The sequence below is a fragment of the Streptomyces sp. 150FB genome, assembly GCF_000818195.1.
Taxonomy (GTDB): Bacteria; Actinomycetota; Actinomycetes; order Streptomycetales; family Streptomycetaceae; genus Streptomyces.
Map to the genome: position 1 here is coordinate 4574308 of NZ_JTHL01000001.1, position 16188 is coordinate 4590495.

12 protein-coding genes are annotated in these 16188 nt (G+C 68.1%); 7 read left to right on the forward strand and 5 right to left on the reverse strand.

Annotated elements, in window-relative coordinates; genetic code table 11:
- Both QR77_RS19550 and rpsF read right to left on the reverse strand, forming a co-directional pair.
- Nucleotides 1-492, reverse strand: a 492-nt coding sequence (locus QR77_RS19550; RefSeq protein WP_040023254.1) for a single-stranded DNA-binding protein, incomplete at its 3' end; no start/stop codon positions are given.
- Between the two features lie 86 nt (nucleotides 493-578).
- Nucleotides 579-869 carry a 30S ribosomal protein S6 gene (gene rpsF, locus QR77_RS19555; protein ID WP_040023256.1) on the reverse strand — a complete coding sequence of 97 codons (291 nt, stop codon included), beginning with the start codon at nucleotides 867-869 and terminating at the stop codon, nucleotides 579-581.
- Nucleotides 870-1168: 299 nt separating this feature from the next.
- Here rpsF and QR77_RS19560 point away from each other — a divergent pair, with 299 nt between their 5' ends.
- The 3 genes from QR77_RS19560 (at nucleotide 1169) to QR77_RS19570 (ending at nucleotide 3899) form a co-directional block, all read left to right on the forward strand.
- Nucleotides 1169-1483: a hypothetical protein gene (locus QR77_RS19560; protein ID WP_040023258.1), complete on the forward strand. Its 315-nt coding sequence runs from the start codon at nucleotides 1169-1171 to the stop codon at nucleotides 1481-1483.
- Between the two features lie 122 nt (nucleotides 1484-1605).
- Entirely contained in the window at nucleotides 1606-2724 is a 1119-nt protein-coding gene (locus QR77_RS19565; protein ID WP_040023260.1) for a peptidoglycan bridge formation glycyltransferase FemA/FemB family protein, read from the forward strand.
- A 143-nt stretch (nucleotides 2725-2867) separates the two neighbouring features.
- Complete coding sequence (locus QR77_RS19570; protein WP_040023262.1) at nucleotides 2868-3899, forward strand: alanine racemase; 1032 nt, start codon at nucleotides 2868-2870, stop codon at nucleotides 3897-3899.
- 127 nt (nucleotides 3900-4026) lie between these two features.
- Here the strand turns inward: QR77_RS19570 and QR77_RS19575 are convergent, their stop codons facing one another.
- Together QR77_RS19575 and QR77_RS19580 are read right to left on the reverse strand one after the other, a co-directional pair.
- Nucleotides 4027-5529 (reverse strand): glycosyltransferase 87 family protein, encoded by a 1503-nt coding sequence (locus tag QR77_RS19575; protein WP_040023263.1) that lies wholly within the window; start codon nucleotides 5527-5529, stop codon nucleotides 4027-4029.
- 120 nt (nucleotides 5530-5649) lie between these two features.
- Nucleotides 5650-8319 (reverse strand): transglycosylase domain-containing protein, encoded by a 2670-nt coding sequence (locus QR77_RS19580; RefSeq protein ID WP_040023264.1) that lies wholly within the window; start codon nucleotides 8317-8319, stop codon nucleotides 5650-5652.
- 366 nt (nucleotides 8320-8685) lie between these two features.
- On the opposite strand from QR77_RS19580, the gene QR77_RS19585 reads away from it, so the two are divergent.
- The 3 genes from QR77_RS19585 to QR77_RS19595 all read left to right on the forward strand — a co-directional run bounded on the left by QR77_RS19585 (nucleotide 8686) and on the right by QR77_RS19595 (nucleotide 12017).
- Nucleotides 8686-9453, forward strand: a complete 768-nt coding sequence (locus tag QR77_RS19585) for a PadR family transcriptional regulator (protein ID WP_040023266.1) — start codon at nucleotides 8686-8688, stop codon at nucleotides 9451-9453.
- Nucleotides 9454-9513: 60 nt separating this feature from the next.
- Nucleotides 9514-10596 carry an inositol-3-phosphate synthase gene (locus QR77_RS19590; RefSeq protein ID WP_040023268.1) on the forward strand — a complete coding sequence of 361 codons (1083 nt, stop codon included), beginning with the start codon at nucleotides 9514-9516 and terminating at the stop codon, nucleotides 10594-10596.
- A 134-nt stretch (nucleotides 10597-10730) separates the two neighbouring features.
- Nucleotides 10731-12017, forward strand: a complete 1287-nt coding sequence (locus QR77_RS19595; RefSeq protein WP_040023270.1) for an MFS transporter — start codon at nucleotides 10731-10733, stop codon at nucleotides 12015-12017.
- Between the two features lie 85 nt (nucleotides 12018-12102).
- Here QR77_RS19595 and QR77_RS19600 read toward each other — a convergent pair whose 3' ends face one another.
- Nucleotides 12103-13545, reverse strand: a complete 1443-nt coding sequence (locus QR77_RS19600) for a CCA tRNA nucleotidyltransferase (protein ID WP_040023271.1) — start codon at nucleotides 13543-13545, stop codon at nucleotides 12103-12105.
- A gap of 199 nt (nucleotides 13546-13744) precedes the next feature.
- Here QR77_RS19600 and QR77_RS19605 point away from each other — a divergent pair, with 199 nt between their 5' ends.
- A complete protein-coding gene (locus QR77_RS19605; protein ID WP_040023273.1) occupies nucleotides 13745-16162 on the forward strand; it encodes a DUF6049 family protein in 2418 nt (805 codons plus the stop codon).
- Nucleotides 16163-16188: the final 26 nt, after the last annotated feature.

The following is a 16188-nucleotide window of genomic DNA, read 5'->3' on the forward strand; positions in this document are numbered from 1 at the left end:
GTCGCCGGCGGGAGCACCGCCGCCGCCCTGCTGGCCACCGCCGCTGGGACCGCCGCCCCAGCCACCGCCGCCCTGCTGGCCGCCACCGCCTCCGCCGTATCCACCCTGGCCGCCCTGACCGCTACGGCCGGTGGTCTTGGTGACCTTGGCCGTGGCGCTCTTGAGGCTGGGGCCGACTTCTTCGACATCCAGCTCGTAGACCGTGCGCTTGACGCCCTCGCGGTCGTCGTAGGTCCGCTGCTTGAGCCGGCCCTGCACGACTACGCGCATGCCTCGCTGCAACGACTCCGCGACGTTCTCCGCTGCCTGACGCCAGACCGTGCAGGTGAGGAACAGGCTGTCGCCGTCCTTCCACTCATTGGTCTGGCGGTCGAACACACGGGGGGTGGACGCGACACGGAAGTTCGCGACCGCCGCCCCGGAAGGGGTGAAGCGCAGCTCGGGGTCGTCGACGAGATTGCCGACGACCGTGATGACGGTCTCGCCTGCCATGGGGGAACCTCTCGGCGGGGATTGGCTGCTTGCTGTTACTCGGACCCGATGACCTCTGAGCCGGAAGCTCAGTCAGAGCGGGAAGCTCAGTGGGTCTCGGGACGGAGGACCTTGGTCCGGAGGACCGACTCGTTCAGGTTCATCTGTCGGTCGAGCTCCTTGACGATCGCGGGCTCAGCCTGCAGATCGATGACCGAGTAGATGCCCTCGGGCTTCTTGTTGATCTCGTAGGAGAGACGACGACGGCCCCAGGTGTCGACCTTCTCGACCTTTCCGTTGCCCTCGCGGACGACGGAGAGGAAGTTCTCGATCAGCGGGGAGACTGCTCGCTCCTCGAGATCGGGGTCGAGGATGACCATCACCTCGTAGTGACGCATGTAAAACCCACCTCCTTTGGACTCAGCGGCCACGGTCGTTCCGTGGCAGGAGGGTCGTATGCGTAGCAACGGTATCGGCCGCCACTGACAATCCCGCTCCGAGAGGCTCTTGGAGGCTCCGAGCGCCAGGATCGTCGGCCGGTCCGTGATCAGACCTGGGCAGACACCGGTGCAGACCGTACAGACTACCCACAGACCGGCTTCCGGTTGAAATCAGGCCGCTCCTGGACGCACTCTGTATACGACGGGTGTGAGCGGCGTCACTCAGCGCCGCCTCCGGCAAAGCCAGGAGGTGCCTCATGGCACAGGCAATGCGACCGCACCAGACCGGTTCTCTGTTCGCGACGGACGGCAGATCTCATCCACTCCAGGATTCCCTGATGGTGGCGGCGCTCGTCCTGGGCGCCCTCGCCGTGGCCACGGCGTTCTTCCACGACCTGCATCTGGTCAGCTCATGGGCCGGACTCGTGGGGATCTTCGCGGGCGGAATCGGGCAGTACGTCTCCGTCACGACGCGTGAACGCTTCCTGACCATCCTCGGTCTGGGGGCATCGGCGGTCGGCTTCTTCATCGGGATGGCGCACGGCGGATTGTTCGGCGGAGTCATCGGCTGACCCGGGCCGTTCAACTGCTCTGCCACACGGCCAGACGGGGCGCTCCACAGGCGCAGTAGGCTTCGGCGCGAGAGCCGGAGCCCCTGTATCGATGGGGACACACCTGCCGAGGAGCGCCCCGCATGAGCCTGACCCTGAGGACCATCAGCCGCGAGCAGCATCTGGCGTACATCCAGAGTCTGCCCGCGGCGAGTCATTGCCAGGTCCCGGCATGGGCTGATGTGAAGACGGAATGGCGTTCGGAGAACCTGGGATGGTTCGACGCAAACGAGCAGCTTGTCGGCGCCGGGCTGGTGCTCTACCGCCAACTCCCCAAGATCAAGCGGTATCTGGCGTATCTGCCCGAGGGCCCGGTCATCAACTGGTACGCGCCGAATTTGGACGACTGGCTGCGGCCGATGCTGGCGCACCTCAAGCACCAGGGCGCGTTCTCCGTGAAGATGGGGCCGCCGGTCGTGATCCGGCGCTGGGACTCCACCGCCATCAAGTCCGGTATCCAGGACCCTGAGGTCAAGCGGCTGCGTGACGTCGAGGCGACGCTCATCGAGCCGCGCGCCTTCGAAGTCTCCGACCGGCTGCGGAAGATGGGCTGGCAGCAGGGCGAGGACGGCGGTGCCGGCTTCGGCGACGTACAGCCCCGCTACGTCTTCCAGGTCCCCCTCGCGAACCGCTCGCTGGACGATGTCCTCAAGGGCTTCAACCAGCTCTGGCGGCGCAACATCAAGAAGGCCGAGAAGGCCGGGGTGGACGTCGTACAGGGCGGCTACGAGGAACTCGCCGAGTGGCAGCGGCTGTACGAGATCACCGCCGAGCGCGACCACTTCCGGCCCCGCCCGCTGTCGTACTTCCAGCGCATGTGGACCGTCCTCAACACCGAGGACCCCAACCGCATGCGCCTGTACTTCGCCCGTCACGAGGGCGAGAACGTCGCCGCCGCCACCATGCTGATCGTCGGCGGCCACGTCTGGTACTCCTACGGCGCCTCCGCGAACCACAAGCGTGAGGTCCGGCCCTCGAACGCGATGCAGTGGCGGATGCTGCGCGACGCCTACGCGATGGGCGCGACCGTCTACGACCTGCGCGGCATCTCCGATTCCCTGGACGAGACCGACCATCTCTTCGGTCTGATCCAGTTCAAGGTGGGCACCGGCGGCGAGGCCGTCGAGTACATCGGCGAGTGGGACTTCCCGCTCAACAAGCTGCTGCACAAGGCGCTCGACATGTATATGTCGCGCCGGTGACGGTGATACGGCGATTTCCGTAAAGCCGCCAAGACCCCCAAGATCACCCATATCCTTCGTAGCCTTCATATCCTTCGTACCCTTCACCCCCTCCGTACACCGCGGCTCACACACCGCAGCCACGAGAAAGGTTCCGGACCGGCATGGCGCTCTCCCTCTACGTCGACACCGCGCGCTGGCGGGCGCACCAGAAGTCGGTCATCGAGCAGTTCCCGGGTCTCGTCCCGGTCTGCAAAGGCAATGGCTACGGCTTCGGCCATGAGCGGCTCTCCGACGAGACCACTCGCTTCGGTTCCGACATGCTCGCCGTCGGCACCATCTACGAAGCTGCCAGGATCAAGGACTGGTTCAGCGGCGACCTCCTCGTCCTCACGCCCTTCCGCCGGGGTGAGGAACCCGTACCGCTGCCCGACCGCGTAGTGCGGTCCGTCTCCTCCGTCGACGGGGTGTTCGCCCTGGTGGGCGCCCGCGTCGTGATCGAGTGCATGAGCTCGATGAAGCGCCACGGGGTCCGGGAGGAGGAGCTCGGCCAGCTCCACGCGGCCATCGAGGACGTACGCCTGGAGGGCTTCGCCCTGCACCTGCCGCTGGACCGTACGGACGGGTCCGACGCGGTCGAGGAGGTCATCGGCTGGATGGACCGGCTGCGGGCCGCCCGGCTGCCCCTGCACACGATGTTCGTCAGCCACCTGCGGGCCGAGGAGCTGGCCAGGCTCCAGCAGCAGTTCCCGCAGACGCGCTTCCGCGCCCGGATCGGCACCCGGCTGTGGCTGGGGGATCACGAGGCGACCGAGTACCGCGGCTCCGTACTGGACGTCACCAAGGTCGTGAAGGGTGACCGGTTCGGTTACCGCCAGCAGAAGGTCGCCTCGGACGGCTGGCTGGTCGTCGTCGCCGGGGGCACCTCCCACGGGGTGGGGCTGGAGGCGCCGAAGGCGCTGCACGGCGTGGGACCGCGGGCCAAGGGCGTGGCGAGAGCCGGCCTGGCCACGGTCAACCGGAACCTGTCGCCGTTCGTCTGGTCCGGCAAGCAGCGCTGGTTCGCCGAGCCGCCGCACATGCAGGTGTCGATCCTGTTCGTGCCGTCGGACGCGCAGGAACCGAGGGTCGGTGACGAGCTGGTGGCTCATCTGCGTCACACGACGACACAGTTCGACCGGCTCGTCGACCGCTGAGCCCACCGGCCCGGCGCCGATCGCTCTCTCCGGCTCCCTGGACCCCGCGGAGCCGGAGCCGAGGCCCAGGGGGCCCCGGGGAGCCCCGAGGCCCCGCATGAGGCGGAAGGGGGCTCCGAGGCCCTGCTCAGGCGTCGCCCGGCGCCCGGCCGTCGCCCGGCGGCGACCACACCCCCCAGTCGACCTGTGCGCCCTCCGCCGGCCGCCCGGGACGGACTCTCGCCTGTCCGACGACGAAGACATCCGGTGCACCGTCCAGAACGCCGCCCGACGGGTCGTCGGAGCCGTCGGTCCGTACGCCGTCCCGCTCCGGCATCAGGATGTCCCGTACGACCATCGCGCACAGGTACAGCGTTCCCAGCAGGTGCACGGCGATGGCGAGTTGGTACCCCTCCGTCGGCAGTCCCTTGTGAGCGTCGCCGCTCGTCGTGTACGCGAGGTACATCCAGATGCCGAGGAAGTACATGACCTCGGCGGCCTGCCAGATCAGGAAGTCGCGCCAGCGCGGCCTGGCCAGCGCCGCGAGCGGGACCAGCCACAGTACGTACTGCGGTGAGTAGACCTTGTTCGTCAGGATGAAGGCGGCGACGACGAGCAGTGCGAGCTGTGCGAAGCGCGGCCTGCGCGGAGCCATCAGGGCCAGCGCCCCGATGCCGAGGCACGCCAGGATCATCAGCAGCGTCGCGTACGTGTTGACACTGCCGACGTCCAGCGACCTGCCCGTGCGCTGGCTGATGATCAGCCAGAAGGAACCGAAGTCGACCTGACGCTCCTGGCTGAAGGTGTAGAACTTCTTCCACCCCTCCGGCGCCAGCGCCATCACCGGCAGGTTCACCACCAGCCAGGCACCGGCCGCGCCGAGCAGCGCCACCCCGTACGCCCGGAGCTTGCCGGCCCGCCAGCACAGGACGAGCAGCGGCCCGAGCAGCAGTACCGGGTAGAGCTTGGCGGCTGTCGCGAGCCCGATGAGCACACCGAAGGCCAGGGCCCTCCCGCGCGACCACATCAGCATTCCGGCGGCCGTCAGGGCGACCGCCAGCAGGTCCCAGTTGATGGTGGCCGTGAGGGCGAAGGCAGGCGCGAGGGCGACCAGCAGGGCGTCCCAGGGACGGCGGCGGTGGATACGGGCCGTGCAGACGGCGATGACGGCCGCGCAGATCATCAGCATGCCCGCGTTGACCATCCAGTACATCTGGTCGCGGTACTGCATCGAGCCGCCGGGCGTGATCCACGAGGCGACCTCCATGAAGACACCCGTCAGGACGGGGTACTCCAGGTAGTCCATGTCGCCGGGCAGCCGGTCGAAGTACGGCACGAGGTTCGCGGCGAACCCGCGCCCCTCGAACAGGTGCGGGATGTCCGAGTAGCAGGCGTGGGTGTACTGGGAGCTGGCGCCCCGGAACCACGCCCAGTCGTAACACGGCATCTTCTGCGCCATACCGAGCGCGAACATCCCGATGGCCACCAGCGCGACGACGCGCACAGGGGTGAGCCAGTTGCTGCCGAACCAGGCCCAGCGTCCGACGGGGCCGCCGATCAGCTCACTGCCGGCCGCGGCGATCTCGTCGCGGCGGGTGGGCGGTACGACCGAAGCGTCCTGGTGCGCGGTTGTCTCTTCTGTGCTCGGCATGCTGAACATCCTGCCGTACGCGGCCGTGGACGCGGCGAGGGCCGCCGCTCCGGCCCGTACGGCGTGCGTACGGCCCGGGAGCGACGGCCCTCCTGTCAGCGGCGGGGGGTGGGGAGCCTGTCAGCCCCCCGGGCCGCCGAAGAGGCCACCGTTGCCGTTCTGGCCGCCGTTGCCGTTCTGACCGCCGTCCTGGCCGCCGTTCTGGCCGTTCTGCCCGCCGTCCTGGCCGCCACCCGGTTGTGTGGGGGTCTCGCTGCCCCCTCCGTTGGCTCCGCCACCGTGGTCCCCGCCGCCTCCGTTGGCACTGCAGCCCAGGAGCGGGTCGCAGGAATTGGAGGCGGTGGGTGCCGACGAGGACGGGGTCTCGGACGGCGTCTCGGAAGGCGTCTCGGACGGTGTCTCGGACGGGGCCGACTTGCTCGGCGTCGGGGACGGTGAGGCTCCCTGCCCGTAGAAGGTGCCCCCGATCGGGGTGGGCTTCGGGAAGGTGAGGGCCGGCTGGCCGTTGAGCGCCAGCGTCATGTAGTCGCGGAAGATCTCCGAGGGGAACGAGGCACCGTGGATGGTCTCCTGGCCGCCGGTCCCGTACATCTCCAGGAACTTCTTGACGTCCGCCCCGTCGTCCACCCGGAACATGTCGATGGCGGTCGACAACTGCGGGGTGTAGCCCACGAACCACGCCGACTTGTTTCCGTCGGTGGTGCCGGTCTTGCCGGCGATCTGGCGTCCCGGGACCGCGGCGTTCGTACCCGTACCGGACTTGACGACCGTCTGCAGGACGTCGGTCACGTTGTTCGCGACGTCGGCGGTGTATCCGACCTTCGCCTTGTCCGTGTGCGTCCAGGCGTTCGCGCCCTCATGCTTCACCGAGGCCACGGAGTAGGGGTCGCGCTGCTGGCCCTCGGCCGCGAAGGTGCCGTAGGCACCCGCCATACGGATGGCGCTGGGGTCGGAGATACCGATGGAGAACGACGGAACGTCGCTCTTCGACAGGGAACTCGACAGAAGCCCGGCGTCGATGGCGGACTGCCGCACCTTGGGAATCCCTATGTCCATGCCCAACTGGACGAACGGGGAGTTGACGGACTCCCGCATGGCCTCACGCAGACTGATCGGACCGAGGTCGGCGTCGTCGTCGTTGGTCTGGAGCCACTCCTTGCCTTCCTCGTTGGTCCAGATCGAACCGTCGTAGTCCTTGATCTTCAGCTTGTTCTTGCCGCTGAAACGACTCTTGTCCGGATTGATGAGGATACGGTCCGACTCAGGCTGATTTCTGGGCTTGGTGGGGTCCATCACACCGTCCCGCATCGCCGCGGCCAGCACGAACGGCTTGAAGGTCGACCCGACCTGCGCACCCGTGGAGTCGGCGTTGTTGGTGAAGTGCTTGGTGGCGTCGCTGCCGCCGTAGACCGCGACGATCTTCCCGGTCTTCGGATCGACGGACGCGCCGCCGAACTGGACGTATTTGTCCTCCGGCCGCTTCTTCGGATCGATATTGGCGTCGTAGACCTTCTTGACCGAGCTCTCCAGCGCGTTCACCTTCTTCTTGTTGAAGGTGGTGAAGATCTGGTAGCCGCCTCTGGAGAGGTCCGTGGCCGTGATGCCGGTGTTGTTGTTGATGACGTACGCCTTGGCGAGCGCCACCAGATAGCCGACCTGTCCGCTCAACTGGCCCGACTGCACCGGCCCTCTGGGCATGGGGAACTCCCCGGCCTCCGCCTTCGCGTACTCGTCCCGAAGGTTTTTCTTCACATCAGGGTTGGTGGACATGGCGTCCAGGATCTCGTGCCAGCGGGTGACGGCCCGCTGCTTGTTCGCCTCCGGGGTCGCCGCGGCGTTGAGGTCCTGCGCCCCCGCCGGGTCGTAGAGCGTCGCGCCCTTGAGCAACCCGGCGAGCATGGCGCACTGACTCGGGTTCAGGTCCTTGGCGTCCTTGTTGTAATACGTACGGGCGGCGGCCTGGATGCCGAAGGCGCCACGTCCGTAGAACGAGGTGTTCAGGTAGTCCGTCAGGATCTGCTTCTTGGTCAGCTTGGTGCCGACCTTGATCGAGATGAACATCTCCTTGAACTTACGGCTGATGGTCTGGTCCTGGCTGAGGTAGGTGTTCTTCACGAACTGCTGGGTGATGGTCGAACCACCCTGGGTGTCCCCGCCCTTGGCCATGTTGACCATGGCCCGGGCGATGCCCTGCGGGTCGATGCCCGAGTCCGTGTAGAACGACTTGTTCTCACCCGAGATGACGGCGTCCTGCATCGCCTGCGGGATCTCTTCGATCTTGATGTTCTGCCGGTTGATCCCACCACCGGTGGCGACCATCTGCGTGTTGTCGTCCCAGTAGTAGACGTTGTTCTGCGCCTGGGAGAGCTGGTTCGGGTTCGGCACGTCGACCAGGGCGTACGCGACGGCGCTGACGGCCACGATCGAGCCGAAGAACGCGATGACCAGGCCGGAGACCAGCTTCCAGGACGGCATCCAGTGCCGCCACCCGTACTTGTCGTGCCGCGGGTAGTCGATCAGCCGCTTCTTGCGCGGAGGCCCGCTCCGGCCACGGTCCGGCCCCTGAGGGCTGCCGCCGCGCCGGCCGCCACGCTGGGCGGCACGCCTGGCGGCGGCACGTCCTCCGTACGGCTGATCGTCGGGCGGCTCCTCTTCGAGAGAGCCGGAAGGTGAAGCCGAAGCCCCTCGGGAAGGGGCTGCGCGGCGGCCGGTTGGCTGCTGGGCTGCACGCCTGGCCGCGGCACGTCCGCCGCCCGGCTGCTGTGGCGGTTTGCGACGGTGCTCGCTCATCGAACGACTACTCCTCGGGCAGGCGATGGCGCCTGGAAGCGGCAGTTGAGTTCCGGTCCCCCCGAAACGACGGCGGACCGGCCCGGATGCGGACTCCGGCACGGATCCGGTGAGGCGACAGTCTTCACGGTCCCTGCCGTCACGCGGGTTCCGGTGGTCTGCATCCCGCACAGCCTACGCACGACCAAAACCCGCCTAGCGTGAAGTTCACCCCAAATCAGGCAACTTGCTTTCTGAGAATTCATTATGTGACGCCGTTCACCTGGGCCCCTCTTGTCGCACAGGCCTCTCCGGCCTATCGTGCTGATGTATCGACTCGATACATCAGCACGGCATAAAGGTCCTGGACCGCAGAGGAGACGAAGGGTGAGCAGACGCTCGGGCATCCTCGAGTTCGCTGTGCTCGGTCTGCTGCGCGAGTCCCCCATGCACGGCTATGAGCTGCGGAAACGGCTCAACACCTCGCTGGGGATCTTCCGTGCGTTCAGCTACGGGACGCTGTATCCCTGCCTCAAGACACTGGTCGCCAACGGCTGGCTGATCGAGGAGCCGGGCAGCGCACCGGAGGACGCGGCCGCCGCCTCCCTCGCGGGGCGCCGGGCCAAGATCGTCTATCGGCTGACCGCGGAAGGTAAGGAACATTTCGAGGAACTCCTCTCGCACACCGGCCCCGACGCCTGGGAGGACGAGCACTTCGCTGCTCGGTTCGCCTTCTTCGGACAGACGGAGCGCGAGGTCCGGATGCGCGTGCTGGAAGGCCGCCGCAGCCGGCTGGAGGAGCGCTTGGAGAAGATGCGTGCCTCCCTGGTCCGTACGCGGGAGCGGCTCGACGACTACACGCTCGAACTGCAACGGCACGGTATGGAGTCGGTCGAGCGCGAGGTGCGCTGGCTGAACGAGCTCATCGAGAGCGAGCGGGTGGGGCGCGATCAGCGACGGTCCGCCCCGGAGAACCCCGCTGAGCACAGCACCGGACGTGGTGCCGGGCACAACGCCGGGCACAACGAAACACCGCACGACGAAACACCTGGAGAAGCGGACGGCCTGCCCCGGCTTCGGGACACCGCGTCCACCGGGGGTACGCCCCCGGGACGCCCGGTCCCACCGGATCCGTCCGACGATCCTGCCAAGTGAGGCCCCGCATCCGCGCGGGGACTCATCAAGAACACTGAAATCACACAGGGAGCAACCGGAATGGGTTCGGTTCGCGTAGCCATCGTCGGCGTGGGCAATTGCGCCGCCTCGCTGGTACAGGGCATCGAGTATTACAAGGACGCCGATCCGGCGGCCAAGGTGCCCGGTCTGATGCACGTCCAGTTCGGCGACTACCACGTTCGTGACATCGAGTTCGTGGCCGCCTTCGATGTCGACGCGAAGAAGGTCGGCCTCGACCTCGCGGATGCCATCGGCGCCAGTGAGAACAACACCATCAAGATCTGCGACGTGCCGAACGCCGGCGTCACGGTCCAGCGCGGCCACACCCTCGACGGTCTGGGCAAGTACTACCGCGAGACGATCGAGGAGTCCCCCGAGTCCCCGGCCGACATCGTCGCCACCCTCAAGGACAGGCAGGTCGACGTACTCGTCTGCTACCTGCCGGTGGGTTCCGAGGCGGCGGCGAAGTACTACGCGCAGTGCGCCATCGACGCCAAGGTCGCCTTCGTCAACGCCCTCCCGGTCTTCATCGCCGGTACGAAGGAGTGGGCGGACAAGTTCACCGCCGCCGGCGTCCCGATCATCGGTGACGACATCAAGTCGCAGGTCGGCGCGACCATCACGCACCGGGTCATGGCGAAGCTCTTCGAGGACCGCGGTGTCGTCCTCGACCGCACGATGCAGTTGAACGTCGGCGGCAACATGGACTTCAAGAACATGCTGGAGCGTGAGCGCCTGGAGTCCAAGAAGATCTCCAAGACGCAGGCGGTCACCTCGCAGATCCGCGACCGCGACCTGGGCGCCGACAACGTCCACATCGGCCCGTCGGACTACGTGGCCTGGCTCGACGACCGCAAGTGGGCGTACGTCCGCCTCGAGGGCCGCGCTTTCGGCGACGTGCCGCTGAACCTGGAGTACAAGCTCGAGGTCTGGGACTCGCCGAACTCGGCAGGCGTCATCATCGACGCCGTCCGCGCCGCGAAGATCGCCAAGGACCGCGGTATCGGCGGCCCCGTGCTCTCCGCTTCGTCGTACTTCATGAAGTCGCCGCCGGTGCAGTACTTCGACGACGAGGCCCGCGACAACGTCGAGAAGTTCATCCGCGGCGAGGTCGACGGCTGACAGCCGGCTTCACCGCACAGCAGCGCCTCCGTACCGCCTCTGTACGTACGGGAAGAGCCACCGGGCAGCCCGCCCGGTGGCTCTTCCCGTATCCGCCCCTCTTCGCCGCGGGGCCGTATGTGACGCTGACCTCCATGCCCGTCATACGCGATCTGCGCACCCTGCTGGGCCTCTCCGGCTTCCGCCGCCTGCTGGCGGTCCGCCTTCTCTCCCAGGCGGCGGACGGCGTCTTCCAGGTCGCCCTCGCCACGCATGTGGTGTTCTCCCCCGAGGAACAGACCTCGCCCGCAGCGATCGCCTCCGCCATGGCGGTCCTGCTGCTGCCCTACTCACTGATCGGACCGTTCGCCGGCGTCCTGCTGGACCGCTGGCAGCGCCGTCAGGTCTTCCTCTACGGCAATCTGCTGCGGGCCGTCCTCGCCGGCTGCACGGCTCTACTGATCGTCGCCGCGGTGCCCGACTGGCTCTTCTACGTCTCCGCGCTGTCCGTGACGGCCGTCAACCGGTTCGTTCTGGCCGGGCTCTCGGCGGCCCTGCCCCGGGTGACCGACACCGAGCAACTGGTGCTCGCCAACTCCCTCTCCCCGACGGCCGGAACGCTGGCCGCGACCGCGGGCGGCGGACTCGCCTTCGTCGTACGGCTGACCCTCTCGGACTCCGACGCCGCCGTGGTGCTGCTGGGCGCGGTGCTCTACCTCTGCGCCGCCCTGACGTCGCTCCTGATGGCACGCGGGCTTCTCGGACCCGATCGAGAGGCGGGCCGGCAGCGGCTGGGCGCCGCTCTCGTCTCGACCGCGCGCGGGCTGACGGGCGGCCTCCGCCATCTCGCTGAGCGGCGCGACGCGGCCCACGCGCTGGCGGCGATGACGATGATGCGCTTCTGCTACGGCGCGCTGACGGTGATGGTGCTGATGCTCTCGCGATACGCCTGGACGGACAGCGAGTCGGCGGGGCTCGCGCTGCTCGGGCTGGCTGTCGGGGTGTCCGGAGCGGGTTTCTTCGTGGCCGCAGTCCTGGCCCCCTGGGCGGTGGGACGGTTCGGCCCGTACGGCTGGATCGCCACCTGCGCCGGAGCGAGCGCTCTCATCGAGCCGGCCCTGTGGCTGCCCTTCGCCCCCGTGCCCGCCCTGATCGCCGCGTTCATCCTCGGCCTGGTCACCCAGGGGGCGAAGATCGCCACGGACACGGTGGTGCAGTCCTCCGTGGCCGACGCGTTCCGCGGCCGGGTCTTCTCCCTCTACGACGTGCTGTTCAACGTCGCCTTCGTCGGAGCGGCGGCCATCGCGGCGCTGATGCTGCCGCCCGACGGCCGATCCATACCCCTCGTGATCACGGTCGCCGCCCTGTCGGCCGCCGTGGCCGGGACGATGGCCCGGTGGGGGCACCAGCCCGAGACTCGGGCGGAGCGATGTTTCACGTGAAACAACGCACCGGAACATGGCGAGGGGGCGATGTTTCACGTGAAACATCGCCCCCCACACACTCCTCGCGCACACCAGAGCCACGTCAGCTCCGGGTGGCCCACCACTCCTTGAGCGCCGCAGCGGCCTCGTCGCGCCCCATCGGCCCGTTCTCCAGCCGCAGCTCCAGCAGGAAGGTGTACGCGGCGCCGATCACCGGACCGGGGCCCACGCCCAGGATCTCCATGATCTGGTTGCCGTCCAGATCGGGCCTGATCGAGTCGAGCTGCTCCTGCTCCTGCAACTCGGCGATACGCGCCTCCAGGCCGTCGTAGGCCCGCGAGAGGGCGTTCGCCTTGCGCTTGTTCCGGGTGGTGCAGTCCGAACGCGTCAGCTTGTGCAGCCGCTCCAGCAACGGCCCCGCGTCGCGTACGTAGCGCCGCACCGCCGAGTCGGTCCACTCCCCTGTCCCGTAGCCGTGGAACCGCAGGTGCAGCTCCACCAGCCGGGAGACGTCCCTGACGAGGTCGTTGGAGTACTTGAGAGCGGTCATCCGCTTCTTGGTCAGCTTCGCGCCCACCATCTCGTGGTGGTGGAAGGAGACCCCGCCGTCCTTCTCGAAGCGCCGCGTCCTGGGCTTGCCGATGTCGTGGAGCAGAGCCGCCAGCCTCAGCACCAGGTCAGGACCGTCCTCCTCCAGGTCGATGGCCTGCTCCAGGACAGTCAGCGAGTGCTCGTACACGTCCTTGTGCCGGTGGTGCTCGTCGCTCTCCAGCCGCAGCGCCGGCAGCTCGGGCAGCACCCGCTCCGCGAGACCCGTGTCGACGAGCAGCGTGAGGCCCTTGCGGGGGTGCTTCGAGAGCAGCAGCTTGTTGAGCTCGTCACGCACCCGCTCGGAGGAGACGATCCCGATACGGTCGGACATCGCCGTCATCGCCCCGACAACCTCCGGGGCGACCTCGAAGTCCAGTTGTGCGGCGAAGCGGGCGGCCCGGAACATCCGCAGCGGATCGTCGGAGAAGGAGTCCTCCGGGGCCCCAGGAGTGCGCAGCACCCGCGCGGCGAGGTCCTCCAGACCACCGTGCGGATCGATGAACTCCTTCTGCGGCAGCGCGACGGCCATCGCGTTCACCGTGAAGTCCCGCCGCACGAGGTCTTCCTCGATCGAGTCGCCGTAGGACACCTCAGGTTTGCGCGACGTCCTGTCGTAGGACTCCGAGCGGTACGTCGTCACCTCGATCAGATAGCCGTCCTTCTGGCAGCCGACCGTGCCGAAGGCGATCCCCACCTCCCAGACGGAGTCCGCCCACGGCCGGACGATCCTCAGGACGTCCTCGGGGCGGGCATCGGTGGTGAAGTCGAGGTCGTTGCCGAGCCGGCCGAGCAGGGCGTCCCTGACCGAGCCGCCGACCAGGGCCAGAGAGAATCCGGCTGCTCGGAACCGGTGGGCGAGATCGTCGGCGACGGGGGACACCCGCAGCAGTTCGCTGACCGCGCGGTGCTGCACCTGACTCAGTGCGCTGGGATTGTCTTCGTTGGCGTTCGGCACAACAGAAAAGGGTACGTGTCCCCGCCCCCGCCGGCGGCCCAGTTTCGAGGAGCCCGGACTCCGGTGCACGGGTTTCCCGCCGCGCATGAGATTCTTCCGATCATGTGGAGCAGTCCCCAGCACTTCACCACAGCGCACATCGTTACCATGCCTGGACGCACAACCGACGACCACAAACGATGACGAGGGACGGGCGAGCGTGGCCGAGGCGGCAGACTTCCAGGGGATGGGTCATTCCCCTGCGCGCCGGTGGCTGCGGCGTACAGCCGCGCTGATCGCGGGAGCACCGCTCCTGGCCGGGCTGCTGGCCGTGACAGCGGCCCCGGCAGCCCATGCCGGAGAGGCGGCCGCCACCGGCCCGCACACGGCCGACGTGGCGCTGGACACGCTGTCGCCCAGCGCGCCGGTGCCGGGCGACACACTCACCGTCTCCGGCACGGTGACCAACAAGAGCAAGCGAACCCTCGACAACGCCACGGTGAACGTCGAGGTGGGTCCGCAGCTCTCCGGCAGGGTCGCGATCGACGACGCCGCCGAGCGGTCCGACGACGCATCGGTCGATGTCCCGCCGATCGGCGGCAAGTACAAGGTCAACCTGCCGAAGCTCATCTCGGGTGTTCCCTACGACTTCAAGCTCGCCATCCCCGTCAGCAAGCTGGGGCTCGGCGGGGACGGTGTCTACCAGCTCGGCGTCTCCCTGAACGGGACGACCCCCGACCTGCCGTACGAGCACACGCTGGGGGCACAGCGAACGTTCCTCCCCTGGCAGCCGGAGGCCACGGAGAAGAAGACCCAGCTCACCTACCTCTGGCCGCTCATCTCCACCACGCATCTCACCGCCGAGACCGGCTCGGACGAGCAGCAGACGCCGGTCTTCGCCAACGACGACCTGGCCACGGACCTCGCCCCCGGCGGACGGCTGCAACAGCTCGTCGCCCTCGGCGACGACCTTCCCGTGACCTGGGTCATCGACCCCGACCTGCTCGCCAGCGTCGACGCGATGACCCGCAGCTACCGCGTCCGCAGCGGCACCACCACCGTGCCCGGCAAGAGCCAGGCCGTGGCGAACCAGTGGCTCGACGCCCTCGACAAGGCCGTACGGGGACACAAGGTCGTCGCGCTGCCGTTCAGCGACCCGGACCTGGCCTCACTCGCCCACCGGGGCAAGAACGTCTCCGGCTCGCTCAGCCACCTCCAGCCCGCCACCGAGGTCGCCAGGACCACCGTGGCGACGATCCTCCACGTGGACCCCTCCACCGACTTCGCCTGGCCCGTCGACGGCGCGATCGACCCCTCGATCGTCGACGTCGCCACCTCGGGCGGCGCGCACAAGATCATCACCCGCAGCGACAGCCTCCAGGACAACCTGCCGTACAGCCCCAACGCCGCACGGCCCATCGGCGGCGGCACCACAGCGGTAGTCGCCGACGCCCAGCTCTCCACCGGCTTCCAGGGCGACCTGACGACGGCGGACAACTCGATCCTCGCGATCCAGAAGTTCCTGGCCCAGTCGCTGGCGCTGACCCTCCAGCAGCCCTCGAAACAGCGCAGCATCGTCGTCGCCCCCCAGCGGATGCCGACCGCCGCCCAGGCCCAGTCGATGGCGAGCGCCCTGCGCACCCTCGGCCCCGAGCGCTGGACGCAGCCGTCGAACCTGATCGCCGCCGCCGCCGCAAAGCCCGACGCCGACGCCAACACCAAGGTGCCCAGCACCTCCCGGTACCCCAAGAAGCTGCGCAACCAGGAACTGCCGACCAGCGCGTTCCAGCAGATCGCCGACACCCAGAGCCAGCTCGACAACTTCAAGGCGATCCTCAGCGCCCCCGACCGCGTCGAGGCACCCTTCGCCAACGCGCTCTACCGGGCGATGGCGACCTCCTGGCGCGGGAACCCGACGGGCGCCCAGCAGTACCGCGACGGGGTGCAGAACTACCTGCTGAGCCTCACCAACGGGGTGCAGCTCATCCACAAGTCCGTCCTCACCCTCTCGGGGCGCAGCGCGACGATCCCCGTGACCGTCCAGAACCAGCTCGTGCAGGGCGTCGAGCACCTGGTGCTGCGGCTCACCTCCAGCAAGCCGAACCGGCTCAAGATCGACGCCGACAAGAAGTCCGCCGAGGAACCGATCAAGATCGACGGCGAGCACAGCCAGTCGGTCAAGTTCACCGGCGCCGGAAACGCCACCGGCCCGGTCTCGGTGACCGCACAGCTCTACACCCTGGACGGCAAGCCCTACGGCAGGCCCATGACCTTCAAGGTGAAGGTCTCCGAGATCACCCCCACCGTGATGCTCGTCATCGCCGGCGGTGTGCTGCTCCTGGTCCTCGCCGGGGCGAAGATGTACAGCCGGCGCAAGCGCGCCGCCGCACGCAAGGCAGCAGCGGAACCGGCGGATCCCGAGGACCCGCCGGGCGGTCCCGACGACCCCACGGATCCCGTGGATCCCAAGGACGGCGCCGACAGCAGGAACAGCACCACCGGCACGAAGGACACACAAGGCACGAAGGCCGCCGAGGACACAGTTCCCGAGCAGCCGAGTGACCCGGAGGACCCGGAACCGGACACCGGACCGGAAAACGCGAAGGCGTCGGGCACGGGTGAGAAAGTGAACCGTTGAGCGATGTCGTGGCCGGCCGGCCGGGG